At 62.2% G+C, this 22,697-nt stretch carries 21 protein-coding genes and 1 riboswitch; of the genes, 3 read left to right on the forward strand and 18 right to left on the reverse strand.

Annotation, left to right across the window (positions count from 1 at the left end):
• Positions 1-22 precede the first annotated feature (22 nt).
• The 12 genes from AC6CH8_RS16615 to AC6CH8_RS16670 form a co-directional block, all read right to left on the reverse strand.
• Positions 23-367: a DUF2469 domain-containing protein gene (locus AC6CH8_RS16615; RefSeq protein WP_026005632.1), complete on the reverse strand. Its 345-nt coding sequence runs from the start codon at positions 365-367 to the stop codon at positions 23-25.
• A gap of 68 nt (positions 368-435) precedes the next feature.
• Positions 436-1,206 (reverse strand): ribonuclease HII, encoded by a 771-nt coding sequence (gene rnhB / locus AC6CH8_RS16620; RefSeq protein ID WP_498191544.1) that lies wholly within the window; start codon positions 1,204-1,206, stop codon positions 436-438.
• Between the two features lie 17 nt (positions 1,207-1,223).
• Positions 1,224-2,096, reverse strand: a complete 873-nt coding sequence (lepB, locus tag AC6CH8_RS16625) for a signal peptidase I (protein WP_364308682.1) — start codon at positions 2,094-2,096, stop codon at positions 1,224-1,226.
• A complete protein-coding gene (lepB, locus tag AC6CH8_RS16630) occupies positions 2,097-2,774 on the reverse strand; it encodes a signal peptidase I (protein ID WP_498191545.1) in 678 nt (225 codons plus the stop codon).
• 80 nt (positions 2,775-2,854) lie between these two features.
• On the reverse strand, positions 2,855-3,208 hold the full coding sequence (rplS, locus tag AC6CH8_RS16635; RefSeq protein ID WP_014922079.1) for a 50S ribosomal protein L19: 354 nt from the start codon (positions 3,206-3,208) through the stop codon (positions 2,855-2,857).
• Between the two features lie 263 nt (positions 3,209-3,471).
• Positions 3,472-4,272, reverse strand: coding sequence for a tRNA (guanosine(37)-N1)-methyltransferase TrmD (trmD, locus tag AC6CH8_RS16640; RefSeq protein ID WP_498191546.1), 801 nt, complete (start codon positions 4,270-4,272; stop codon positions 3,472-3,474).
• On the reverse strand, positions 4,273-4,827 hold the full coding sequence (gene rimM, locus AC6CH8_RS16645; protein ID WP_178996731.1) for a ribosome maturation factor RimM: 555 nt from the start codon (positions 4,825-4,827) through the stop codon (positions 4,273-4,275).
• A gap of 131 nt (positions 4,828-4,958) precedes the next feature.
• A complete protein-coding gene (locus tag AC6CH8_RS16650; protein ID WP_011775119.1) occupies positions 4,959-5,201 on the reverse strand; it encodes an RNA-binding protein in 243 nt (80 codons plus the stop codon).
• A 1-nt stretch (position 5,202) separates the two neighbouring features.
• Positions 5,203-5,622 (reverse strand): 30S ribosomal protein S16, encoded by a 420-nt coding sequence (gene rpsP, locus AC6CH8_RS16655; RefSeq protein WP_017199647.1) that lies wholly within the window; start codon positions 5,620-5,622, stop codon positions 5,203-5,205.
• Positions 5,623-5,857: 235 nt separating this feature from the next.
• Positions 5,858-6,310, reverse strand: coding sequence for a hypothetical protein (locus AC6CH8_RS16660; protein ID WP_091468112.1), 453 nt, complete (start codon positions 6,308-6,310; stop codon positions 5,858-5,860).
• 86 nt (positions 6,311-6,396) lie between these two features.
• On the reverse strand, positions 6,397-7,269 hold the full coding sequence (locus AC6CH8_RS16665; RefSeq protein ID WP_498191547.1) for a VOC family protein: 873 nt from the start codon (positions 7,267-7,269) through the stop codon (positions 6,397-6,399).
• A 78-nt stretch (positions 7,270-7,347) separates the two neighbouring features.
• A complete protein-coding gene (locus AC6CH8_RS16670) occupies positions 7,348-8,430 on the reverse strand; it encodes an amidohydrolase family protein (protein ID WP_498191548.1) in 1,083 nt (360 codons plus the stop codon).
• An 82-nt stretch (positions 8,431-8,512) separates the two neighbouring features.
• Positions 8,513-8,620, forward strand: a riboswitch (TPP riboswitch).
• On the opposite strand from AC6CH8_RS16670, the gene thiC reads away from it, so the two are divergent.
• The gene (thiC, locus tag AC6CH8_RS16675) at positions 8,616-10,433 is read left to right on the forward strand and encodes a phosphomethylpyrimidine synthase ThiC (protein WP_498191549.1); all 1,818 of its coding nucleotides are present in this window, start codon (positions 8,616-8,618) and stop codon (positions 10,431-10,433) included. Its footprint overlaps the riboswitch before it by 5 nt.
• 11 nt (positions 10,434-10,444) lie before the next feature.
• Here thiC and AC6CH8_RS16680 read toward each other — a convergent pair whose 3' ends face one another.
• Both AC6CH8_RS16680 and ffh read right to left on the reverse strand, forming a co-directional pair.
• On the reverse strand, positions 10,445-11,167 hold the full coding sequence (locus AC6CH8_RS16680) for an alpha/beta fold hydrolase (protein ID WP_498191550.1): 723 nt from the start codon (positions 11,165-11,167) through the stop codon (positions 10,445-10,447).
• Positions 11,168-11,231: 64 nt separating this feature from the next.
• On the reverse strand, positions 11,232-12,812 hold the full coding sequence (gene ffh / locus AC6CH8_RS16685; RefSeq protein ID WP_011775126.1) for a signal recognition particle protein: 1,581 nt from the start codon (positions 12,810-12,812) through the stop codon (positions 11,232-11,234).
• A 30-nt stretch (positions 12,813-12,842) separates the two neighbouring features.
• On the opposite strand from ffh, the gene AC6CH8_RS16690 reads away from it, so the two are divergent.
• Positions 12,843-14,363, forward strand: coding sequence for a glucose-6-phosphate dehydrogenase (locus AC6CH8_RS16690; protein WP_498191551.1), 1,521 nt, complete (start codon positions 12,843-12,845; stop codon positions 14,361-14,363).
• An 89-nt stretch (positions 14,364-14,452) separates the two neighbouring features.
• Here the strand turns inward: AC6CH8_RS16690 and AC6CH8_RS16695 are convergent, their stop codons facing one another.
• A complete protein-coding gene (locus tag AC6CH8_RS16695; protein ID WP_011775128.1) occupies positions 14,453-14,791 on the reverse strand; it encodes a P-II family nitrogen regulator in 339 nt (112 codons plus the stop codon).
• Positions 14,788-16,119: an ammonium transporter gene (locus AC6CH8_RS16700; protein ID WP_420178322.1), complete on the reverse strand. Its 1,332-nt coding sequence runs from the start codon at positions 16,117-16,119 to the stop codon at positions 14,788-14,790. The genes AC6CH8_RS16695 and AC6CH8_RS16700 overlap by 4 nt, the downstream gene beginning before the upstream one ends.
• Before the next feature lie 276 nt (positions 16,120-16,395).
• On the opposite strand from AC6CH8_RS16700, the gene AC6CH8_RS16705 reads away from it, so the two are divergent.
• On the forward strand, positions 16,396-17,634 hold the full coding sequence (locus AC6CH8_RS16705) for an MFS transporter (protein WP_498191552.1): 1,239 nt from the start codon (positions 16,396-16,398) through the stop codon (positions 17,632-17,634).
• Here AC6CH8_RS16705 and ftsY read toward each other — a convergent pair.
• Positions 17,627-18,832 (reverse strand): signal recognition particle-docking protein FtsY, encoded by a 1,206-nt coding sequence (gene ftsY, locus AC6CH8_RS16710; protein ID WP_091468133.1) that lies wholly within the window; start codon positions 18,830-18,832, stop codon positions 17,627-17,629. The two genes, AC6CH8_RS16705 and ftsY, sit on opposite strands and share 8 nt — an antisense overlap.
• 20 nt (positions 18,833-18,852) lie before the next feature.
• Positions 18,853-22,431, reverse strand: a complete 3,579-nt coding sequence (gene smc / locus AC6CH8_RS16715; RefSeq protein ID WP_498191568.1) for a chromosome segregation protein SMC — start codon at positions 22,429-22,431, stop codon at positions 18,853-18,855.
• Positions 22,432-22,697 lie beyond the last annotated feature (266 nt).

Here is a 22,697-nt window from a genome sequence, read left to right on the forward strand (position 1 = left end):
CTACTCCAGGCAAAGGCAGGCGCTAGTTACCGAGATCTCCCAAATCCCCAAGTCCGCCATCCTTCGGCAGGGCCAGTTCCTCATTTCGCGGCAACTCTTCCACATTGACGTCCTTGAACGTGATCACCCGGACGTTCTTCACGAAGCGGGCCGAGCGGTAAACGTCCCAAACCCAGGCATCCTGCAGGGTCAGGTCAAAATAGACTTCACCGTCCGCGCTGCGCGCCTGCAGGTCCACATGGTTAGCCAAGTAGAACCGCCGTTCGGTTTCCACTACATAACTGAACAGACCGACAACATCCCGGTACTCGCGGTAGAGCTGAAGCTCCATGTCGGTTTCATAGTTCTCAAGGTCCTCGGCGCTCATAGTTCCATCTTGCACTATCAGCCGGGCGGCCCGCGCCATGGAAGCCGGCAGCGCCGCTCAGGGTGACGTCAGAGGAGTTCCGGCCCAGTGAGGTTCCAGCTCGTCCGGTGATACGCGCTTGGGCCCTGCAGCCGGATCATCTCCCGGTGGGCAGAGGTGGCGTAGCCTTTGTTCTCGTTCCAGCCGTAGGCAGGAAGTTCCGAATGCAGGCCCACCATGATGCGGTCCCGGGCCACTTTGGCCAGGACGCTGGCTGCGGCAACACTGAGGCAACTCATATCGGCCTTGACCTTGGTATGGACAGGCGCTTCGCACCACGGTCCCGAGTCGGGCGTATCGAAGAGAGAGGCCTGAACCTCGGGCGACAACCAGTTGTGGCTGCCATCAAGCAGCACCGCATCAGGCGTAACGCCGCCAGCCAGGATCTCGAACCAGGCGCGGGTTCCGGCCAAACGGAGCGCCCCGATAATGCCGATCTGGTCAATCTCCCGGGACGATGCGTGCCCAACGGCGGAGGCCACGGCCCACTCCCGAACCAGTGGTTCCAGCCTGTCGCGATCCTCAGGCTTGAGCAGTTTGCTGTCCCGGACGTCTGCCAACAAGCCGTGGTTCTCGAGGTTGACCACGGCAATTCCCACACTCACAGGACCAGCCAATGCTCCCCGCCCAACCTCATCCACGCCGGCCAACAAGCGCACTCCGGAGGACAAGAAGGATCGTTCGACATCAAGGGTAGGGAAACCCACCGGGTTCTTGGCCTTGGTGGTGGATTTCGCCGTTGTCTTGGACGCGGCTTTGACCTTCGTCTTGCCCTTCGTGCCGTTAGCAGTTGTTGCCATTACTTTGCCGGGATGCCTTACTTTGACGAGGTGCCTTCAGGGACGTCACGGAAAACGTCCTGATAGTTATCGAGGATGGTCCAGCGGTTGATCGGCCAAGCGATGACGGTGGCCTTGCCTTCGACGTCCTCAATGTCAACGAAGCCACCATTGACTTCCTGGTGCGCCCGGGAGTCCTCTGAGTGGTTTCGGTTATCGCCCATCACCCATACCTTTCCTTCAGGAACGACGACGTCGAACGTCATGGGCGAAGGCACTTCTGCCGGGTTGATATAGGTCTCGTTGACAGGCACACCGTTGATCGAAAGACGGCCCTCTGCATCGCAGCAGGAAACTCTGTCACCCGGGAGTCCGATGATGCGCTTTACAAGGTGTTGCTCATTGTCATCAGGAGCCAAACCTACGAACTCCAGACCGTCTCCCACCCAGTCCATGGGCCCGGCCGGCTTCTTGGCCACGGGCGGCAACCAAGCCTGGGCATCCTTGAAGACCACAACATCCCCGCGCTCAAGATCGAATGGCCCGGGAACCAGGAGATTGATGAAGATGCGATCGTTGACGTCCAAGGTGCTTTCCATGGACTCGGAAGGAATGTAGAACGCCCTGAACAGGAAAGTTTTGAGAAGGAAGGACAGCACCAGCGCAATCGCCACCACAGTGACGATCTCCTTGACCCACACGAGCACGGGGTTTTTGCGCGGCTTCTCTGCAGCGTGGGAGCCGCCTTCAGAATCACGGGAACGGGGCTCGTCCGCGGCATGGCGCGAGCCGGATGTGACGCCGTCGACCTGGCGCGGCTCAGCCACACCGGCGGCGGCACTTGCCGTTCCGTCCGAGAGCCGGGCGTCGTCGTCGTACCGCTCGGGATTCTCAGGAGCTTTGTCCGGCATTTACTGTCCGTTCTTCGATGATGTTTCAGCCTGCGCTGAGCGAGGCATCTCTGCAAATCTATCAAGTGGCCAAACAATCTGAACCGGTCGCCCGATAACACGCTCGACCGGGACCATGCCGCCACCCGGCGCCCCCAGTAGTCCACGGGAGTCAGCAGAACGCGAACGGTGGTCACCCATGAGCCATAGTCGGCCATCAGGAACTACGACGTCGAATTTCTGCGTGCTGGGCTCATCCCCCGAATACAGATATGGTTCCTCAAGAATCTGACCATTGACCGTGAGATGCCCTGCTGCGTCACAGCACTGGACGTGGTCGCCCCCGACCCCAATGACCCGCTTGACGTATGTCGTGTCACTGCCGGTAAGCCCGAACCATTGGCTTGCAGCCGACACCGCGTCAACGAATGGGCTCTGACCGCTGCTCAAGGGTGCGAAGGAACCGCGGCCGTCGAAGACCACAACGTCCCCGCGGCGGATCGGCTCGGCGCTGAAGGCCGTCCGCGAAACCAGGATCCTGTCCCCTTCAACGAGGAGGGGCTCCATGGACTCGGACGGAATGTAGTAGACATCCAGCCACAAGGACCGGACCAGGCCGCTGATCGCGACGGCCAGCACCAGTGCGAGCAAAACAAAACGCCAGCCCTGTTTACGGGGCTGGCGTTCTGTTGTGTCCATGACTCGTATCCCTGTTGCGTTGCGGATTGCTCCGGAACTACCGGGCACGAATCCTGGACCCGTTGCGTAAGTCGCGGGACTTACTTGGCGAAGTCGCGCTTTTCCTTGATCTTCGCAGCCTTACCGCGCAGTGCGCGCATGTAGTAAAGCTTCGCGCGGCGGACGTCACCCTTGGTGACGACCTCGATCTTGTCGATGATCGGGGAGTGTACCGGGAAGGTACGCTCTACGCCGACACCGAAGGAAACCTTGCGCACGGTGAAGGTTTCGCGAACGCCGTCACCCTGGCGGCCCAGGACGAAGCCCTGGAATACCTGGACACGGGAGTTCTTGCCTTCGATGATGTTGACGTGAACCTTGAGGGTGTCGCCCGCGCGGAACTCCGGAACATCGTTACGCAGCGAGGCTGCATCTACGCTATCGAGGATATGCATTAATCCACTCCTGGTGAACGCCACAGGTCATTCACTTTGGGTTACGGCAGACAAGCCCGGGCACGAAAGCAACCGGAAATCCCTGCCGAAGTTTCTTAGTGTCCAGCTCCGCCACTGATTGGCGTCGCCGGGTTGTCCGACTGTTGGCTGAACTCCCCCTGTGGCAGGTGTCAGCCCAGCAGACACAAGGGTTAATTCTGCCATAGTCGCCACCATCCGGCCAACTGCCATGAGTTCCGAACGTTCGACGGCGGAAAGTGGACTTAGTTTTCGGCGTCCCCGACCGGTCTGGCACGGAGGCGGCCGTCAACGACGTCGTACCCAAGGTCCGCGAGGGCCATACGGTCCGCGCGACTCAACACACCGGCGTCGAAACCCTCCATAAGATCAGGCCGGCGCTCAGCCGTCCGGCGGAACTGCTCGTGGCGCCGCCACTGTGCAATCTTGCCGTGGTTACCGCTGAGGAGGATCGGAGGGACGTCGTGTTCCCGCCATGCCGACGGTTTGGTGTACACGGGATACTCCAGGAGGCCATCGGAGTGGGACTCCTCTACCAAAGACTCAGGGTTGCCAACCACGCCGGGAAGGAGGCGGCCAATGGCCTCGACCATGGCCAACACGGCCACTTCTCCGCCGTTGAGGACGTAGTCACCGAGACTTACGGGCCGGACCGTGAAGTGTTCCTGCGCCCAATCGATGACGCGCTCGTCGATGCCTTCGTAGCGTCCGCAGGCGAAGACCAGCTGCTCTTCTTCGGCTAGCTCATAGGCCAAGGCCTGGTTGAACTTCTCCCCTGCCGGCGAAGGGACAATCAGCACCGGCTTGGAGCCTTCGCGGGCTGCGGCAACCGATTCGAGGGCCTGGGCCCATGGCTCCGGTTTCATGACCATTCCAGCGCCGCCACCGTACGGCGTGTCATCTACGGTCCGGTGCTTGTCGGTGGTGAAGGTGCGCAGATCGTGGACGTTGAGCTCCAACAACCCGTCCTGGCGGGCCTTGCCGATGAGCGACAGCTCGAGCGGGGCGAGGTACTCAGGAAATATGCTGACGACATCGATCCTCATTCAGGCATCATCCCCGGCGTCGTCCGTGGGCTCCTTGGGGTTTTCGTCGTTGATCTCAAAGAGCCCAGTCGGCGGGGTGATAAGGATGTACCCACCCTCGACGTTGACCTCCGGCACAATTTCCTCGACGAAGGGAACCAGGATTTCCTTGCCGTTGTCAGCCTTGACCGTCAACAGATCCTGAACGGGCAGCGTGGTGAGGGCGGCAACCTTGCCCACCACTTGCGAACCTACCCGGGCCTCCAGGCCAACGAGCTCGTGCTCGTACCAGCCCTCATCATCGTCTTCGTCGTCGAGTTCCTCGGTTTCGATGAAGAGCTTCGCCCCACGGATGACCTCGGCGGCATTGCGGTCGGCAATTTCTTCGAAGCCAAGCAGGAGGATGTCCTTGTTCCACCTGGCACTGCGGATGGTCAAAGGTCCAGCGGAGGCGGGCTCAACGACGAACTCCGTTCCGGCGACGAAGCGCTCGGAGGGGGCATCGGTGAGAACCTGCACCGTAACCTCGCCGCGGATGCCATGGGGTTTGCCGATCCGGGCCACCTGGAGCTGCATGGGTTCCTCTGAATTCTTGTAATGTCCGCGCCACCGGGTGGCAACGGACAGGAAAATGTGGATAAAGCAATCCGGCCCCTCCACCATATTCGGTGAAGGGGCCGGATCTAAGACAAGTATTGCTGAGCGCGTTACCGGCGACGGTCGGTGTCGACGACGTCGACCCTGACCTGCTCGCCACCAGCCAAGGCTGCAACCACAGTGCGCAATGCGCGTGCGGTGCGTCCCTGACGGCCGATCACTCGTCCGAGGTCCTCCTGGTGAACACGCACCTCGAGGGATTCCCCGCGGCGGTTGTTCTTGGCACTGACCTTGACATCCTCAGGGCTGTCAACGATCCCACGGACCAAGTGCTCGAGCGCTTCTGCCAGCAACTTACTCAGCCTCGGTGGTCTCTGCTTCAGCCTCGGCCGGAGCTTCGGCTTCGTCCTTCTTGGCCTTCTTGGTGATGGCTTCCGGAATGATGACGGAACCCTTCTCCGGGGCTACGAAGGCTTCCTTCGGAGCTTTGGTCTTCAGGGTGCCTTCCTGGCCCGGCAGGCCCTTGAACTTCTGCCAGTCACCGGTGATCTTGAGGATCGCGGCAACCTGCTCGGTGGGCTGGGCGCCAACGGAAAGCCAGTACTGGGCGCGCTCGGAAGCGACCTCGATGTACGACGGCTCTTCGGTGGGGTGGTACTTGCCGATTTCTTCAATGGCACGGCCATCGCGCTTGGCGCGGGCATCCATGACGACAATGCGGTAGTACGGTGCGCGCATCTTACCGAAGCGCTTAAGGCGAATCTTTACGGCCACTTTTGTGGTCACTCCTGTTTCTGAAACGAGGTGAACCCGACGTTTTGCACCCGTGGGGCGGGCCATACTTGACGGTTCGAAGGACAAGATACGAGCACGGAGAGAGGGGCCGCACCGATCGAGTACCTGTCTATTGTGCCAGATGCCCGGAGCAAATACGACTCAGCCCACGTCGAGCGGCGTGTTCTTGCCCACTCCCCCGAATAAAACGTGCCGCATGGTCCGCGTCAATGCATCATTCAGACCAGACGAAGAGTCCGGAGCGTTCCGCCTTTTCGACATCCGTGGCGAGGGCGGCCAACTGCTGGACATACTGGCGCGATCGGGCTGCATCAAACGGCATATCGTCCTGCGCGGCCCAGGCAGCAGCCACGTCATCGAGGACGTTCGCGTCGCCTTCGCTTTCATAGGTGAGCAGTTCGGCCAACGCCCTCACCATGGCTTCAGGAACCCCAAGAAGGGCATCACTGGTGACATCAACCAGGGCAAGCTCATAGTCAGCTCCGGCGGCGTGGACAGCTTGTCCTGCGAGGTCGCCCAACTGCTCCACCTCGAAGTCGGTGATTCCCTCGATCCTCACGGCGGGGCCGGTTACATCGGCACCCTTTTCAAGGGCAGCTGCCCGCTTGAGTGCTTCATCGTGGGTGGCTACAAAAATTTCGGCAAAGCCCATGGAGAGTACTCTCATTCCTTCGTGCTGACGGGGCGGCGGCACGAATCCGAATGGCTCCGTGCCGTCACTGCCCAGCCTAGTGCAGGAGAAGCGGCAAGCTGCTAGCGGACGGCAACCCGCAGCTTGTTCCGCCAAGGGTCCTTAAACTGAAGCTCGGCCCCGGTGTGCTGATGCTGCACTCCTGCAACCTTCAGTCGATCCGCCAACGCTGCGACGTCGTCACTTCCGGGCACTTCGATCAGAACCTCCCCGAGTCCGAGAGTGTCCTTTCGGGGGCCGGCTCCGCGGCTGTTCCAGACGTTCATGGCCATGTGATGGTGGTAGCCGCCGGCGGAAACGAACAACGCCTGGCCATGCCAGCCTGCGGTCCGCTCGAAGCCGAGGGTCTCCACATAGAACTTTTGCGCAGTTTCGACGTCACCCACCTGCAAGTGCACGTGCCCGATCCCGGCAGCGGCCTCGCGTTGACCCGTCACTGCAGCTTCACTCAGGTGCTGCTGGAGGAAGCGCTGCGGAGGCAAGGCCACATTGTCCATCACAACATTGCTGCCGTCCCACTGCCAGAGCTCACGCGGCTTGTCGTAGTAAAGCTCAATTCCGTTGCCTTCGGGGTCAGTGAAGTAGAACGCTTCGCTCACCAGGTGGTCGGCGCTGCCTGCGAAAGCACGAGGTTCGTACTCCGCTGCCGTAGCAATAGTCGCGGCCAGCGACGGCTGATCCTGGAACAGGATTGCTGTGTGGAACAGACCGGCCTCTCCCCGCCCGGGAATCTGCAGTCCCGCAGCGGGGGCAAGGTGGACAATGGGCTTAGCTACGCGTCCGAGGTACAGGCCACCATCCTGCTCAGCCACGACTTCCAGGCCAAGTGCTCGCTGATAGTAGTCGCTCATGACCTTCATGTCGCCCACCTTGAGCATGACGGTGCCCATGGTGAGTTCGGCAGGCAGAAGATCCTGGCTGAATGATGAGGTCATGTGAAGCTCCCGGTTCTGAGGTGGCCGCGCATCGGCACCTTCTTACCTATCTAAATTACTTGAAGCTTCAATTTATTCCTAACGAACGACATTACCCCTGAGCACGACGTGTTTGAGCGCCGCGATGGTACCCGGATGACGGCGTGGATCGTCACTGCAAAGCACGACGTCGGCACTTGCGCCTTCGCTGATGCCCTCGACTCCCAGCCACTCACGGGCGCCCCAGGCGGCGGCGTGCAGGACCGCCGCCGGCGGAAGGCCGGCGTCGTGCAGTTCCATCATTTCGTCCGCAATCCTGCCGTGTTTGATCACGCTACCGGCGTCGGTACCGGCATAGACGGAAACCCCCGCTTCGAAGGCCTCCAGCACACGCTCGCGACGACGCTCCCAGAGACGCATCATGTGGTCCGCGTACTCCGGAAACTTCGGCGCTGCCTGGGCTGCGATATCCGGGAAGGTAGCGATGTTGACCAGGGTGGGGACGATGGGCACTGACTGTTCCACCAAACGGGGAAGGTGCCGCGAAAGGAGTCCGGTGGCGTGCTCTATGCAGTCGATATTGGCGTCGAGCATGTCATCGATGGTGTCCTCACCGAAACAATGCGCGGTGACCCTTGCTCCCTCATCGTGGGCCGCGGAAATGGCTTCCTTGACGGTCTTCGCGGGGAACGAGGCAGCGAGGTCTCCAACGCCGCGATCGATCCAGTCGCCCACAAGTTTCACCCAGCCATCTCCGTCACGGGCTTCCTTTCGGACCGTTTCCACTAGTTCCCGCGGCTCAATTTCATGACCCAAACCGCGAAGATAACGCCGGCTCCGGGCGATATGCCGACCCGACCTGATCAGTCGCGGCAGGTCCGTTCGTTGCTGCACCCAGCGGGTGTCGGCGGGCGATCCGCAATCGCGGATCAGCAGCGTTCCGGCGTTGAGGTCTGCTTGGGCCTGGGCGAGCGTTGCCTGTTCATCCACCGCTCCTCCAAGGCCGAGTCCGATGTGACAGTGGGCATCAACCAAACCTGGCAGGACCCAGCCATCCAATATCCTGTCCGGCGTCGCACCGGGACGCTCAAACGTCAGTATGCCGTCTACGGACCACAGCCCATGGCGCTCTTCGTCTGCCGATACGAGCGCAGGTCCGCTGAATTCGATGATGTTGGCCATGGCAAAAGCGTAGCGGGGCGGCGTGCTGGAGCCTGGTGCCTGCATGTGACTGGGAGCCCGCCGGGAGCTGTGGTAGCTTCGTCTACGACCACACGGGGGCCCCTGCAGGGGCTGAGATCGGACTGACGCAGTCTGCGACCGTTGAACCTGTCCGGGTAATGCCGGCGAAGGAAGTGAGTATTCCCTTGAGCACCACAGAAACACAGCACAGCCCTGCCCAAAACCAGACGAATACTGTCCAAAATACGGCGGAAACTGTAACGCAATCCCTGAAGTCCCATTCGTTGGCTTGGCTGGAAGACCCAGGTAACGGCATACGGGTCCCCGTCACGGAGATCGCCTTGGAGCCTTCTCCCAATGGGCAAGCAAACAAACCTCTGCAGGTATACCGAACAGCGGGCCCCGGAAGCGATCCCGTGGTGGGCCTGGAGCCTTTCCGTGCACCATGGATCGAATCCCGCGGAGACACGGAGGCTTATTCGGGGCGGGAAAGGAACCTGCTCGACGACGGTAAGTCCGCGGTTCGGCGTGGAGCCGCGTCAGCGGAGTGGAAGGGTGCGCAACCGGTGCCGCGCCGCGCCGTCGCGGGTAAGACCGTCACGCAAATGCACTACGCGAAACAAGGCGTCGTGACTCCGGAGATGCAGTTCGTTGCGTTGCGGGAGAACTGTGACGTTGAGCTGGTCCGCAGCGAAGTCGCCGCGGGAAGGGCAATTATTCCGAACAACATCAACCACCCTGAATCCGAGCCGATGATCATTGGCAAGGCATTCTTGGTCAAGATCAACGCCAACATCGGCAACTCGGCAGTCACCAGCTCCATTGCAGAGGAAGTGGACAAACTGCAGTGGGCAGCCCAGTGGGGCGCTGACACGGTGATGGACCTCTCCACCGGAGATGACATCCACACCACTCGCGAGTGGATCATCCGCAACTCGCCCGTTCCGATCGGAACAGTGCCTATTTACCAGGCACTTGAGAAGGTAAACGGGGAGGCCAACCAGCTGACGTGGGAGATCTTCCGCGATACCGTGATCGAGCAATGCGAGCAGGGTGTGGACTATATGACCATCCACGCTGGCGTTCTGCTGAGGTACGTGCCCTTGACCGCCAACCGCGTCACGGGCATCGTTTCCCGCGGCGGATCGATTATGGCCGGATGGTGCCTGGCACACCACCAGGAGAACTTCCTCTACACGCACTTTGACGAGTTGTGCGAAATCTTCGCCAAATACGATGTCGCATTCTCCCTGGGTGACGGTCTCCGCCCGGGTTCCATCGCCGACGCCAACGACGCCGCGCAGTTCGCCGAGCTTGATACGCTCGCGGAGCTGACGCAGCGGGCGTGGGATTTCGACGTCCAGGTCATGGTGGAGGGACCCGGGCACATTCCCTTCCATCTGGTGCGGGAAAATGTGGAGCGTCAGCAGGAACTCTGCAAGGGTGCGCCGTTCTACACGTTGGGGCCGCTGGTTACCGATATCGCCCCCGGCTATGACCACATCACTTCAGCAATCGGCGCCACGGAAATTGCCCGCTACGGCACCGCGATGCTCTGCTACGTGACCCCCAAGGAGCACCTGGGGCTTCCCAACAAGGACGACGTCAAGACCGGTGTCATCACGTATAAGATCGCGGCTCACGCAGCGGACCTCGCCAAGGGACATCCGGGGGCCCATGAGCGTGATGATGCTCTTTCCAAGGCACGGTTCGAGTTCCGCTGGAGGGACCAGTTCGCTTTGTCCCTTGACCCGGTCACGGCAGAATCCTTCCACGACGAGACCCTGCCCGCCGAGCCGGCGAAGACCGCGCATTTCTGCTCCATGTGCGGCCCCAAGTTCTGTTCGATGCGCATCAGCCAGGACATCCGTGACGAGTATGGTTCGGCAGAGTCGCAGGCCGCAATCGCCGGGATGTACAGCGGGATGCGGGAAAAGAGCGAGGAGTTCCTGGCCTCCGGCGGAAAGGTCTACCTGCCGGAGCTTCAGGTCCAACGAACCTAAACGGAAGCAGTTCAGGAAGCCTGAGCTGACATGGTTCGTCCGACGTCCGCGATGAATGAGCGGATTGCCTGGTCGCCATCAACTGAATCCTGGGGCCGGTGTCCACCCGCTGCCACGCGGCGGAGGGCGCCGGTCTCCTGGAGATAGCCGGCGATTTCCTCGTACAGGGGCTCCCAACCGCCAGTGAGAACCAGCGTGGGAACGCCCGGCACAATGTGAAGTGGAGCCTCCCATGGCGGTGCTTGGAGCCGGAGCCTGTGTGCTGACCGCCGCGCCTCCCGAGTGTCCAGTCCGCCGGTCTCGGCGGAGAAAGCACGCCGGTAAAACTCACGCTGGTAATCGGCGTCGCTGAGCTGGTTTCGCACGTCGAACAGCGGTTCCATGAGGGCCCGATAGGAAGCAGTCGCCGGAAGCTCAGCGGTCAGGGACAAACAGGACGGCTCTACCAAGCAAAGTGAGTGCACCAAGTCCGGGCGCTCGACGGCTGCCAGCATGGCGGAAATTGCACCTTGTTCATGGGCAACGATGTGACCGCCGCCGGAATCGACCAACGCATTGATCAGAATGGCGACGTCCGCCGCCACGTTGGATTCCACCGGTTCGGCCATAGCGTCAAAGCCGTGCCGCCGGAGGAAGAGTGCATCATAAGCAAGGGCCATGCCATGCTGCTTCGGCCATGCCGCAGCACCGAAACTTCCCAGGCCATGGACGAAGACTACGCGCTGCTTATGCATTGGTTCAGCCTATTCCACGGCTCTGACATCCCAACTGCGACGCGGTTGGGATGTCAGCCACGGACTACTTGCCCAGGAACTTGTCGAAGCCCTTGGGGAGGTTGAGCGATGAGGGATCGAAGTCTGCTGCGCCTTGGCCGAATGCCGCGCCTGTGGGGGCTGCCGAGGCTGCATTTGCACGCTTGGCTTCGGCATCCCGCAGCTCTTGGGCTGCCTTGGCAGGGTTGCCCGAGCGCGCTTTCTTCTTGGGAGCGTTCTTGCCGCCCTTGCGTCCGCCGCCGGGGCCGCCAAGGCCAGGCATCCCGGGCATACCCGGCATGCCACCGCCCTGAGCGAGCTTCTTCATCATCTTCTGGGCCTGGGCGAACCGCTCCAGCAGGCCGTTGACCTCAGACACGTGTACACCGGAACCCCTGGCGATACGTGCGCGGCGGGAACCGTTGATGATCTTCGGAGCCACACGCTCGTGCGGAGTCATGGAGCGGACAATCGCCTCGACGCGGTCGATCTCTTTTTCGTCGAAGTTCTCCAGTTGCTGCCGGATGTTTTGCGCACCCGGCATCATCATGAGCATCTTCTTCATGGAGCCCATGTTGCGGATCTGCTGCATCTGGGCGAGGAAGTCGTCCAGGGTGAAGTCTTCCTGGTCAGCGAACTTCTTCGCCATCCGGGCGGCTTCGTCTTTGTCCCACGCCTTCTCAGCCTGTTCGATCAGGGTGAGGACGTCACCCATGTCCAGGATGCGGGAGGCCATGCGGTCCGGGTGGAACAGTTCGAAATCGTCCAGGCCTTCACCGGTGGACGCGAACATGACCGGCTTACCGGTCACGGACGCTACCGAAAGCGCGGCACCACCGCGGGCGTCGCCGTCGAGCTTGGAGAGCACGATACCCGTGAAGTTGACGCCTTCATCAAACGCCATCGCCGTGTTGACGGCATCCTGGCCAATCATTGAGTCGATGACGAAAAGGACTTCGTTGGGGATGATCGCCTGACGGATGCGGCGGGCCTGATCCATCATCTCGGCGTCGACGCCAAGGCGGCCGGCGGTGTCAACGATCACGACGTCGTGCAGCTTCTGGCGCGCTTCCTCGACGCCGGCCTTGGCTACGGCTACCGGGTCACCGGCAGGGTGCTCGAGCTCGGACGTAGCACCGGGGTGCGGAGCGAACACGGGGACGCCCGCGCGCTGACCAACAACCTGGAGCTGGGTCACTGCATTGGGTCGCTGAAGGTCACAGGCCACCAGCATGGGGCTGTGCCCTTGGGCCTTGAGCCACTTGGACAGCTTGCCGGCGAGGGTGGTCTTACCGGCACCTTGGAGGCCGGCAAGCATGATGATGGTGGGGCCGGTCTTGGCCAGGCGGATGCGGCGGGTTTCGCCACCGAGGATCTCCTTGAGTTCCTCGTTGACGATCTTCACGATCTGCTGGCTCGGGTTCAGTGCTCCCGAGACTTCAGCACCCAAAGCGCGTTCGCGGATACGGCCAGTGAACTCGCGGACCACGGATACGGCAACGTCCGCATCCAACAAGGCACGGCGAATCTCGCGAACGGTGGCATCGACATCAGCCTCGGTGAGGCGGCCCTTGCCACGAAGGTTCTTGAAGGTTGCTGTCAACCGGTCAGAGAGTGAATTGAACACGCGCCGTGCACTTCTTTCGATGGTCTACGAATGGCGGCCAATGCGGCACGCCATAGTCTTGACGATTCTTGCCCCGGCAAATATGTCTCAACTACGGGACTCGACTATCTAGGGTACCAAGTCGCACCTGCAAGATGGCATGCTGGCACAGTGACCAGCAAAACAACTGTAAAAACGTTGCTCATCCTCGGCGCGTCCGGGGACCTGACAGGCAGGCTGCTCCTGCCCGGGCTTGCCGGACTCCTGGCTTCCGGCCGGGCGCCCGGACTTCGGCTGGTCGGGGCGGGTTCCGACCCTTGGTCCCCTGAACAGTGGCAGGAACGGGTTCATGGCGCCTTTGCTGCGGCGTCGGATGCAGCCGACGCAGGAGGCCGCGCTGCACTGGCTGCTGTAGCCGCAGCAACCGAATACCATCAGCTCGATGTCACGGCAGACGGGCCTTTGGCGGAGCTGCTGGCCAGGTTGGAAGGCCCGGTAGCCATTTACTTCGCCCTGCCGCCGCACATCAGCCAGAAGGCTTGCGAGGTTCTCCATGAGGATCAGCTACCAGCGGGAACACGCTTGGTGATGGAAAAGCCATTCGGTTCGGGAACAGAATCTGCGCACGCGCTGAACAAGACGCTGGCCGCACTGGTGCCCGAGGACCACATCCACCGCGTGGACCATTTCCTGGGCAAAGCCACGGTGCTGAACATCCTGGGACTTCGTTTCGCCAATACGTTCCTGGAACCGGTGTGGAACCGCCACCACATCGAAAAAGTGGAAGTCATCTTTGACGAGGACCTGGCACTTGAGGGCCGCGCCCGGTACTACGACACCGCCGGGGCGCTCCGCGACATGATCCAAAGCCACCTCCTGCACATCATGGCTTTCCTGGCCATCGACGCGCCGGCCACCATCGAAGAACGGGACCTGCGCGACGCCGTGGCGACGGTCCTGCGGGCCAGCAGCATCAAAGCCCCGTACGCCGATTCCACACGCCGGGCCCGATACACCACGGGAACCCTCGGAGAACGAACGGTGCCGGATTACGCTGCCGAGGAAGGCGTGGACCCGGCCCGCAACACTGAAACCCTTGCAGAGGTCCGGGTGGACATCGACAACTGGCGTTGGAAGGGTGTCCCGTTCATCCTTCGCTCCGGCAAAGCCATGGGACGCCGACGCAAGGAGGCCGTGATCACCTTCCGTCCTGTCCCCCACCTGCCCAAAGGATTTTCGGGCGTGGACTCCCCCAACCAGCTGCGGATCGGTTTCGGTCCGGACGTGCTCCAACTCGACGTCGACGTGAACGGCCCCGGCGACATCTTCACGCTGGACCGCGCTAGTTTGGTGGCCGAGCTCAACGCAGCCGGAATGCTGCCTTATGGAGAGGTGCTGGAGGGCATCCTCAACGGCGACCCGTTGTTGTCCGTTCGGGGCGATACCGCCGAAGACTGCTGGCGGATCATCGAGCCTGTTCTTCGCGCCTGGGAGGGCGGCGACGTCCCGCTTCAGGAGTACGACGCCGGCAGCGCCGGGCCGGCGGACTGGCCCACCGTCGTCGAGGACTAAAGAAGGTGTGACGGATAGACACCGCCAACACGGCAAGCGGGCCGGGTACCTTGAACTGGTACCCGGCCCGCTGTGTGTGACTGAAGGACTTAGATTGCGGCTGCGCCGCGCTCCCCGGTCCTGACCCGGACTGCTTCGTAGACATCCACGGTCCACACCTTGCCGTCACCGGCGCGGCCTGTGTTTGAGCTGGCGATGAGGACATCCAGGATGTCGTCTGCCTGCTCATCCGTGGCGAGGACCTCGATGCGGATCTTGGGCAGCAGGTCCACGTTGTACTCGGCTCCGCGATACACCTCCGTGTAGCCGCGCTGACGGCCGTAGCCACTGGCCGCGCTGACCGTCAGGCCCTGGACCCCGTACGACTCGAGGCCTTCCCGGACTGCTTCAAGCTTTTCGGGACGGACGATCGCTGTAATGAGCTTCATGCCTGGACACTCTCCTTGCCTTCTGCGGGGGTCTTGGCTGCTTCGGGGTCGGACTTTCCAGTCACTGCATTGTGCAGCGGCTGGAAGCTGCCACCGTGGCCATTGACGCCGAACTCGTATGCCGTCTCAGCGTGGAGGCTGAGGTCGACGCCAACATTCTCCTGCTCCGTGGAGACCCTGAAGCCCATGGTCTTGTGGATGGCGAAGGCAATGATGGCGGTCATGATGGCGGAGAAAGCGATGGCGATGCCGGCCGCTGCGAGCTGTGCCCACATCTGCGTCATGCCGCCGCCGTAGAACAGTCCGCCACCGACTCCGTCAGTGGACTTGGCGATGAAGCCAAGGGCCACGGTGCCGATAATGCCGGAGACGAGGTGGACGCCTACTACGTCCAAGGAGTCATCGAAGCCCCAACGGAACTTCAGGCCAACTGCCAGGGCAGAGGCAACGCCTGCAACTACGCCCAGGCCGAGGGCGCCAACGGGGTCTACGTTTGCGCAGGCCGGGGTGATGGCTACAAGCCCGGCTACAACACCGGACGCTGCGCCGAGCGACGTCGGGTGGCCGTCACGAATGCGTTCGGTGATGAGCCAGCCGATCATGGCTGCTGCAGGGGCTGCCAGGGTGTTGATCCAGATCAGGCCCGCCTGTTCCGCGGTGGTTGCAGCGCCGCCGTTGAAACCGAACCAGCCGAACCAGAGAATCGCAGCGCCGAGCATCACGAACGGGATGTTGTGGGGACGGTGGTTCGGGTCCTTGCCGAACCCGCGGCGGTTACCGATGATGAGGACCAGAACGAGTGCCGCGACACCCGCGTTGATGTGGACTACGGTGCCGCCGGCAAAGTCGATGGCCGGGCCGAGGGCCTTGCCAATGGCGCCTTCGGGACCGAACAAGCCGCCGCCCCAGACCATGTAGGCCAGCGGGCAGTAGACCAGGGTGACCCAGACCGGAACGAAAATGCTCCAGGCGCCGAACTTTGCGCGGTCTGCGATTGCGCCGCTGATAAGGGCGACGGTGATGATGGCGAAGGTGGCTGCGTAGCCGATCTTGATCATCGCGTCCGGTGTGGTTTCAACTCCGGCAAGACCGAAGGCAGCAAAGGGGTTGCCCACGATCTGCATGAAACCTTCACCGGAGCTCATGGAAGCGCCCCACAGCACCCAGACGACGCCCACGATGCCGATGGAGATGAAGCTCATCATCATCATGTTCAGTGCTGCTTTGGCGCGTGTCATGCCGCCGTAGAAAAATGCCAGACCAGGTGTCATGAACAGCACAAGCGCCGCCGCCACCATGACCCATACGTGACCTGCGGTAAGTTCCATGGTGCACGTTCCTCTCTTGCTAGATCTGCGGTTCAACCGCTGTCCTGACGCCGTTTGCGTCCTGCTTAAGAGTTTTGTGCCGCCGTGTTTCACCTGCGCAGGTTTTACATTGCGGGCTCGTTACAACAACCTCCCCAACGTAAATGGTGCATATCCCCGGTGTTACGGATATGTTTCAGGCGTCGGACTTCACCGGAAATACCCGGTTTTGGACCACAGGCACCTCGATATCCCCGCAAGCAGCACCAGAAATCCCACCAGAAGGACCAGCACCGTATGACCGAGTCGCCCAGATCCGTCAAAGCCCCAAGGATCAGGCCGGATAAGGCTCCCCTTCCGCGCGACATCAAGGTGATGTTGGTCGCGGCGTTCCTGATCGCGCTGGGCTTTGGCTTAGTGGCGCCGGTTCTGCCGCAGTTCGCTACGACGTTCGATGTTGGTGCCACGGCCGCCGCGGTGATCGTCAGCATCTTCGCATTCATGCGGTTGGTCTTCGCCCCTGCAGGCGGCGCCTTGATTGGACGGTTCGGTGAGCGGAACGTCTACGTCACCGGTTTGTTGATCGTGGCCGTCTCCACCGCGGCATGCGCTTTCGCGCAGGACTATTGGCAACTACTGATCTTCCGGGGCCTCGGAGGGGCCGGCTCTGTGATGTTCACCGTTGCCGCCATGGGACTACTCATCCGCCTCGCACCGCCCGAGCGTCGGGGCCGCGTGTCCGGGGCTTACGCCTCGGCATTCCTGATCGGAAGCGTCCTGGGTCCGGTCGTGGGCGGTTTGCTGGCAGGCTTCGGCCTCCGGGTACCGTTCCTTGCCTACGCAGGAGCGTTGTTGGTGGCGGCCTTGGTGGTGCGCACCATGCTCAGCGGAGAAGGCAACGCGGCCGAGAACGCCACACCTGCCCCGGCCATGACGCTCAAGGAAGCCCTGGCGGACTCCGCTTACCGCGCCGCCATATTTTCGAGCTTTGGCAACGGCTGGGTGACCTTCGGCGTCCGAATGGCCACCATCCCGCTGTTCGCCGTGGCCGTCCTGCAGTCAGCGCCCGAGACCGCTGCCTGGGCACTGGCCATTTTTGCTGTGGGCAACGCCTTGGCCCTGACATTCAGCGGTCGGCTCGCAGACGCTTGGGGACGTAAGCCCCTGCTCATCCCAGGCTTGCTCATCACGGGCGCAGCCACCGGCGTTATAGGACTCACCACCGACCTGACTGCATTCCTCATCGCATCCGCAGTGGCGGGTTTCGGCTCCGGATTGCTGGGCCCGGCGCAACAAGCCGCCGTCGCGGATGTCATCGGTCGCGGACGCTCGGGAGGGAAAGTACTCGCCATCTTCCAGATGGCGGCCGACACGGGCGCGATTGTCGGTCCGATTGTGGCCGGTCTGCTCGCTGACCGCCTCGGCTACGGATGGGCGTTCGGCATCACCGGAGGAGTGCTCATCCTCACCGCAGTGGCATGGCTGCCGGCGCGCGAACCCTCAAAGCACTCCCCCTCCGGTGACGACGTTAGTTGAGCAGTGCGTCCACGAAGCTCTCGGCGTCAAACGGTGCGAGGTCGTCCGGGCCTTCACCCAAGCCAATGAGCTTCACCGGGACGCCCAGTGACTTTTGGATGGCCACGACGATGCCGCCCTTGGCGGTTCCATCCAGTTTGGTCAGCACGATGCCGGTGATGTTCACCACCTCCGCGAAAACGCGGGCCTGGTTGAGGCCGTTCTGTCCGGTGGTGGCGTCAAGGACCAGCAGGACCTCATCAACTTCGGCCAGCTTCTCAATAACCCGCTTGACCTTGCCAAGCTCATCCATCAAACCGGTCTTGTTCTGCAGGCGTCCTGCTGTGTCCACCATGACCACATCGACTTCCTGGTCGATGCCGGCCTTCACGGCTTCGTAGGCCACGGACGCGGGATCGGCGCCGTCGATGTCGGACTTGACCGTGGGCACGCCCACTCGCTGTCCCCAAGTGGCCAACTGCTCCGCAGCAGCTGCGCGGAAAGTGTCAGCGGCGCCCAACAGGACATCCTTGTCTTCGGCCACCAGCACACGTGCCAGCTTGCCCACTGTGGTGGTCTTGCCAACGCCGTTCACGCCAACAACCAGCACGACGGCGGGACGGTCAGCTTTACGCTCGACGTTCAAGGAGCGGTCCATGGAGGGATCGACCAGCTTGATGAGCTCCTCACGGAGCATTGCCTTGACGTCCTCGGGGCTGCGCGTGCCCAGCACCTTGACGCGCTCACGCAGTGCATCGACCAGCTGCATGGTGGGTTCGGTGCCAAGATCGGCCAGGAGGAGGGTCTCCTCCACCTCGTCCCAGACGTTTTCATCGATCTTGTCGCCCGACAGCAGAGCCAGGAGGCCCTTGCCCAGGATGTTGTTGGACTTGATCAAACGCGCGCGGAGGCGGGTGAGCCTGCCTTCCACCGGCGCCGGAGTATCAATCGCGATGGTTTCGAGCCCGGCGGCGTCATCCGGGACATCCGTATCCTCCACGGTCCCGTCGAAGGTCGGGGCCGGAGCGGTCACCGCATCCGGGCGGTCCTCCACAAGGGTTCCGCCGCCTGCTGCTGATGACTGGACGGGATCGTTCGCGTCGCGTGTTCCGGGGTACTTGGCTCCGGTCTTCCGGGCTTTCATCAGTACCGGCACGAGTCCGCCGACCACTACGAGCGCAGCGAGAATGGACAGAATTATGGGTAGGAAATCGTTCACTCCCCTACCTTCTCATAAAGCTATGCCCCGGCACCGAGCCTCTGGCTGATGACCGTAGAGACGCCGTCGCCCCTCATGGTGACTCCGTAAAGCGCATCCGCCACTTCCATGGTGCGCTTCTGGTGGGTGATCACGATCAACTGGCTGGACTCGCGCAGTTCCTCGAAGATGGTGATGAGCCTGCCCAGGTTGGTATCGTCCAACGCCGCCTCCACCTCGTCCATGACATAGAACGGTGAGGGCCGGGCTTTGAAGATGGCCACCAGCAGCGCCACTGCCGTGAGTGAGCGCTCCCCGCCGGAGAGCAGCGAAAGCCTCTTGATTTTCTTTCCCGCAGGCCGGGCCTCTACTTCAATTCCCGTGTTCAGCATGTCGTCAGGGTCCGTGAGCACCAACCTGCCCTCACCACCAGGAAAGAGACGGGCAAAGACGTGGTCGAACTGGGCGGAAGTATCAGCAAAAGCCTCAGTGAATACCTGCTGGACACGGTTGTCCACCTCTTTGATGATGTCCAGCAGGTCTTTGCGGCTGGATTTCAAGTCCTCGAGTTGCGAGCTAAGGAACTGATGCCGTTCTTCCAGGGCGGCGAACTCTTCCAACGCGAGCGGGTTTACTTTGCCCAGCGCCGCGAGTTCCCGCTCGGCCTTCTTGAGCCTCTTCTCCTGTTCCGCCCGGACGAACGGAACTCCCTCAATGATGGCCTCGCCATTCTCATCAACGGGCGCCCGCAGTTCAGCCCACTTATCGGTGGTGGTTCCAGGAGGCAACGGAACCGGTTGATCGGGACCGTAATCTGCGATGAGTTGTTCAGCGGAGAGGCCCAGTTCTTCGATGGACCGCGTCTCCAGGGCCTCGATACGGAGCCGCTGCTGTGTCCGGGCCATCTCGTCCCGGTGGACGGAATCGGTAAGTTGGGCAAGCTCCCGGGCCAAGGCATCGTTACCAGTGCGAACCTCGGTGAGTTCCTTCTCCAGCTGCTCCCGCTTTTGCTCGGCAAGGTCACGATCATAGCCCGCCAAATCCACCGAAATATCGATGAACCGGAGGGTCTGCTCCACCGCTGACGCGACTGCGGCGGCACGCTGGGCCTGGGCGCGTCGGCGTTGGGCCCGGCGGGCGGCTTCTTCACGGGCGCGGCGTTCTGTCGCTGCTGCCCGCTCCAGCGATGCAGCCCTGTTGCTGATGGCCCCCACTTGCTCCTCGGACGTGCGGAGGGCAAGGCGGGCCTCCGTTTCTTGTGCCCGGGCGGTTCTGGCCCTGGCAGCGAGTTCGTCCCGTTGGTCGGTGGACGGTTCCTCGTCCGGAGCTTCCTGGGCCGCGGCGAGGCGCTCCGCCGCAACTTCGAGGTCCAGTTGAGCATCGGCGATGTTGGCTTCAGCCTTGGCCATGGAAGCAGCGAGCCGTTCGCTTTCTCCAACAGCACTGCGAAGAACCGAATTAAGGTGACCCAAGCGCTCGGCTACCGCCGCAAGCCGGGCGTCCGATTCGTGCAGCCTCTCCAACGCGGCATCGGCGCGGTCCTGCGCCTCAGCGCGGCGGGACTGGGCCCCGGCCAGGGCGAAGCGTCCACGTTCCAGACGGGCCGTGACCTCCTGAAGCCGGGCAACGGCGTCGTCAACTGCTGCCTGGACCTCAAGCAGCGACGGCGCGTTGGCCGATCCTCCTGTGATGGTCAGGGAGGTCAGGATGTCACCTTCCCGGGTGACGGCCCTGAGGTCGGGATGTTCCGCGATGAAGGCTGCCGCCGCCTCCAGATCATCGACGACGGCGGTCCGGGCCAGGAGCCCGAGCGCGCCTTGGGCAGCGGGATCAGCAATCTTGACAACATCCGCTGCCCAGCGGCTGCCACCGGGAAGCGCGGGGTTGGCACGGCTGTCTGCATCGACAGCGGTACCGCCGGCTAGAAGCAATGCTGCCCGCCCGCCGTCGTTATCCTTCAACAATCCAATGGCTGCTAAAGCAATATCCTGATCGGCAACCACCAAGGCATCGGAGGCACTCCCCAAGGCGGCAGCTATTGCGGCCTCGTATCCCGGCTCGATGGAAACCAGCGCGGCCAAAGGTCCAAGCACGCCATCGGCCGTGAGGAGACTTGCGGACCCGTCCTTGCGGTTGAGCCCAAGCTGAAGGGCATCGCGACGTGCCGTCAGCGCGTCCCGCTCACGGACAGCTTCCCGCTCAGAAGCTTTGAGCTCCTCGATTTCCGCGAGGACTGCGTCCAGGACGTCATTGGCCTCCTCATAGTCAGCGTCAAGGCTCTCTTCGCCATCCTCAACACCGGCCACTTGCGACTCGAGGGCAGTGAACTCGCTCTGGGCCTTGCGGCGCCGTTCATCACCTGCAGCGAGGGATTCCCTGAGGCGACCACGTTCGGCCTCGGCAGCTTCAGCCCTGGACCTGGCCGCGGCCACCTGGCCTGCCAATCTGGCCAGCCCTTCCCGACGGTCGGCGGCTGCCCTCAGCATGGCCGTCAAGCGTTTGTCTTCCGCAGCTGCGAGCGCTTCGGCCGAGTCCTTGGCAACTGTGGCCTCCAGGAGTGCCGCTTGCTTTGCAAGGATGTCGTGCTCAAGGGCAGCCTGTTCCTCACGGACCCTGGCGGCTTGGCGTTCGAGTTGCTCGGGGTCGCGTCCTGTGTCCGGGCTGACCTCCGAGGAACCCAAGAGCCTCCTGCGCTCGGTGGCCAGTGATCCGAGCGAGCGGAGTCGTTCCCTGTTTGCTGAGAGCTGGTACCAATGGTCGCGTGCTGCGTTGAGTCGCGGTGTGGCTTCGGTGGCCTGTTGCTCCAAGGCAGCTTGGCGCCGCCTCCCCGCACCCAGCTCCGCTTCAACCACCTGGCGGCGCTCCTTGAGCGCTGCTTCGTCGGCGACGTCCTTTTCAAGGGTTGTGGTCAGTTGCACGAGGTCGTCAGCTAAAAGTCGTGCGCGGGCATCACGGACATCGAACTGGACTGTTTGGGCACGGCGGGCTATTTCTGCCTGCTTGCCCAAGGGGGTTAGTTGCCGCCGTATCTCTGCCGTGAGGTCACCGAGCCGTGCGAGGTTGGCCTGCATGGCTTCCAGCTTGCGGACAGTCTTTTCCTTGCGGCGGCGGTGCTTAAGGATGCCTGCGGCTTCTTCGATGAAGCCGCGGCGGTCCTCAGGGGTGGCATGGAGTACGCGGTCCAGCTGGCCTTGTCCGACGATGACGTGCATCTCGCGGCCGAGGCCGGAATCGGAGAGGAGTTCCTGGATGTCCAGGAGCCTGCAGGGTGCGCCGTTAATGGCGTACTCGGACCCGCCCGTACGGAAGAGGGTCCGGGAGATGGTGACTTCGCTGTACTCGATGGGGAGAGCGTTGTCCGCATTGTCGATTGTCAGGGCTACATGGGCTCGGCCCAGCGGAGGCCGGCCTGAGGTACCCGCGAAGATGACGTCTTCCATCTTGCCGCCGCGGAGGGTTTTTGCGCCCTGCTCTCCCATGACCCAGGCCAAGGCATCCACCACATTGGATTTGCCCGAGCCGTTGGGACCGACGACGGCAGTGACGCCCGGCTCAAAGTCGAAGGTCGTGGCCGACGCAAACGACTTGAATCCTCGGACAGTCAAACTTTTCAGGTGCAAGGCGCTTCGGTTCTCCTGGGTGGCCCGGGTGTCTGTATCCACTAAATCTACTGCGGTTTGTGCGAAATCCGCGGATCTGAAGGCGTAAGCCCTTGCGGGCGGCAAGCCACGCCCCTACACTCCTGCCAAGGGTTACTTGGCGGATTCGTTCCTGTGATCCGGCTTCGGCTTGAACTTCTGTTCGGTCTTTGCCGGATCCGGTCCCGATCTTCGGAACATCCATCCGTGATAATCCTGTATTTCATAACTGAAGATCTTGGTTTGAC

Source organism: Paenarthrobacter sp. GQ52, assembly GCF_059759005.1.

Coding starts and splice junctions, on each gene's coding strand:
- rimM (WP_178996731.1), bottom strand. CDS start 4,827: ATGCAGCTCCAGGTGGCCCGGATCGGCAAACCCCATGGCATCCGCGGC.
- AC6CH8_RS16615 (WP_026005632.1), bottom strand. CDS start 367: ATGAGCGCCGAGGACCTTGAGAACTATGAAACCGACATGGAGCTTCAG.
- trmD (WP_498191546.1), bottom strand. CDS start 4,272: ATGAGGATCGATGTCGTCAGCATATTTCCTGAGTACCTCGCCCCGCTC.
- AC6CH8_RS16690 (WP_498191551.1), top strand. CDS start 12,843: ATGGCGGCCAATGCGGCACGCCATAGTCTTGACGATTCTTGCCCCGGC.
- AC6CH8_RS16695 (WP_011775128.1), bottom strand. CDS start 14,791: ATGAAGCTCATTACAGCGATCGTCCGTCCCGAAAAGCTTGAAGCAGTC.
- lepB (WP_364308682.1), bottom strand. CDS start 2,096: ATGCCGGACAAAGCTCCTGAGAATCCCGAGCGGTACGACGACGACGCC.
- AC6CH8_RS16665 (WP_498191547.1), bottom strand. CDS start 7,269: ATGACCTCATCATTCAGCCAGGATCTTCTGCCTGCCGAACTCACCATG.
- AC6CH8_RS16660 (WP_091468112.1), bottom strand. CDS start 6,310: ATGAGAGTACTCTCCATGGGCTTTGCCGAAATTTTTGTAGCCACCCAC.
- lepB (WP_498191545.1), bottom strand. CDS start 2,774: ATGGACACAACAGAACGCCAGCCCCGTAAACAGGGCTGGCGTTTTGTT.
- rnhB (WP_498191544.1), bottom strand. CDS start 1,206: ATGGCAACAACTGCTAACGGCACGAAGGGCAAGACGAAGGTCAAAGCC.
- AC6CH8_RS16680 (WP_498191550.1), bottom strand. CDS start 11,167: ATGCATAAGCAGCGCGTAGTCTTCGTCCATGGCCTGGGAAGTTTCGGT.
- AC6CH8_RS16670 (WP_498191548.1), bottom strand. CDS start 8,430: ATGGCCAACATCATCGAATTCAGCGGACCTGCGCTCGTATCGGCAGAC.
- rplS (WP_014922079.1), bottom strand. CDS start 3,208: ATGCATATCCTCGATAGCGTAGATGCAGCCTCGCTGCGTAACGATGTT.
- AC6CH8_RS16705 (WP_498191552.1), top strand. CDS start 16,396: ATGACCGAGTCGCCCAGATCCGTCAAAGCCCCAAGGATCAGGCCGGAT.
- AC6CH8_RS16700 (WP_420178322.1), bottom strand. CDS start 16,119: ATGGAACTTACCGCAGGTCACGTATGGGTCATGGTGGCGGCGGCGCTT.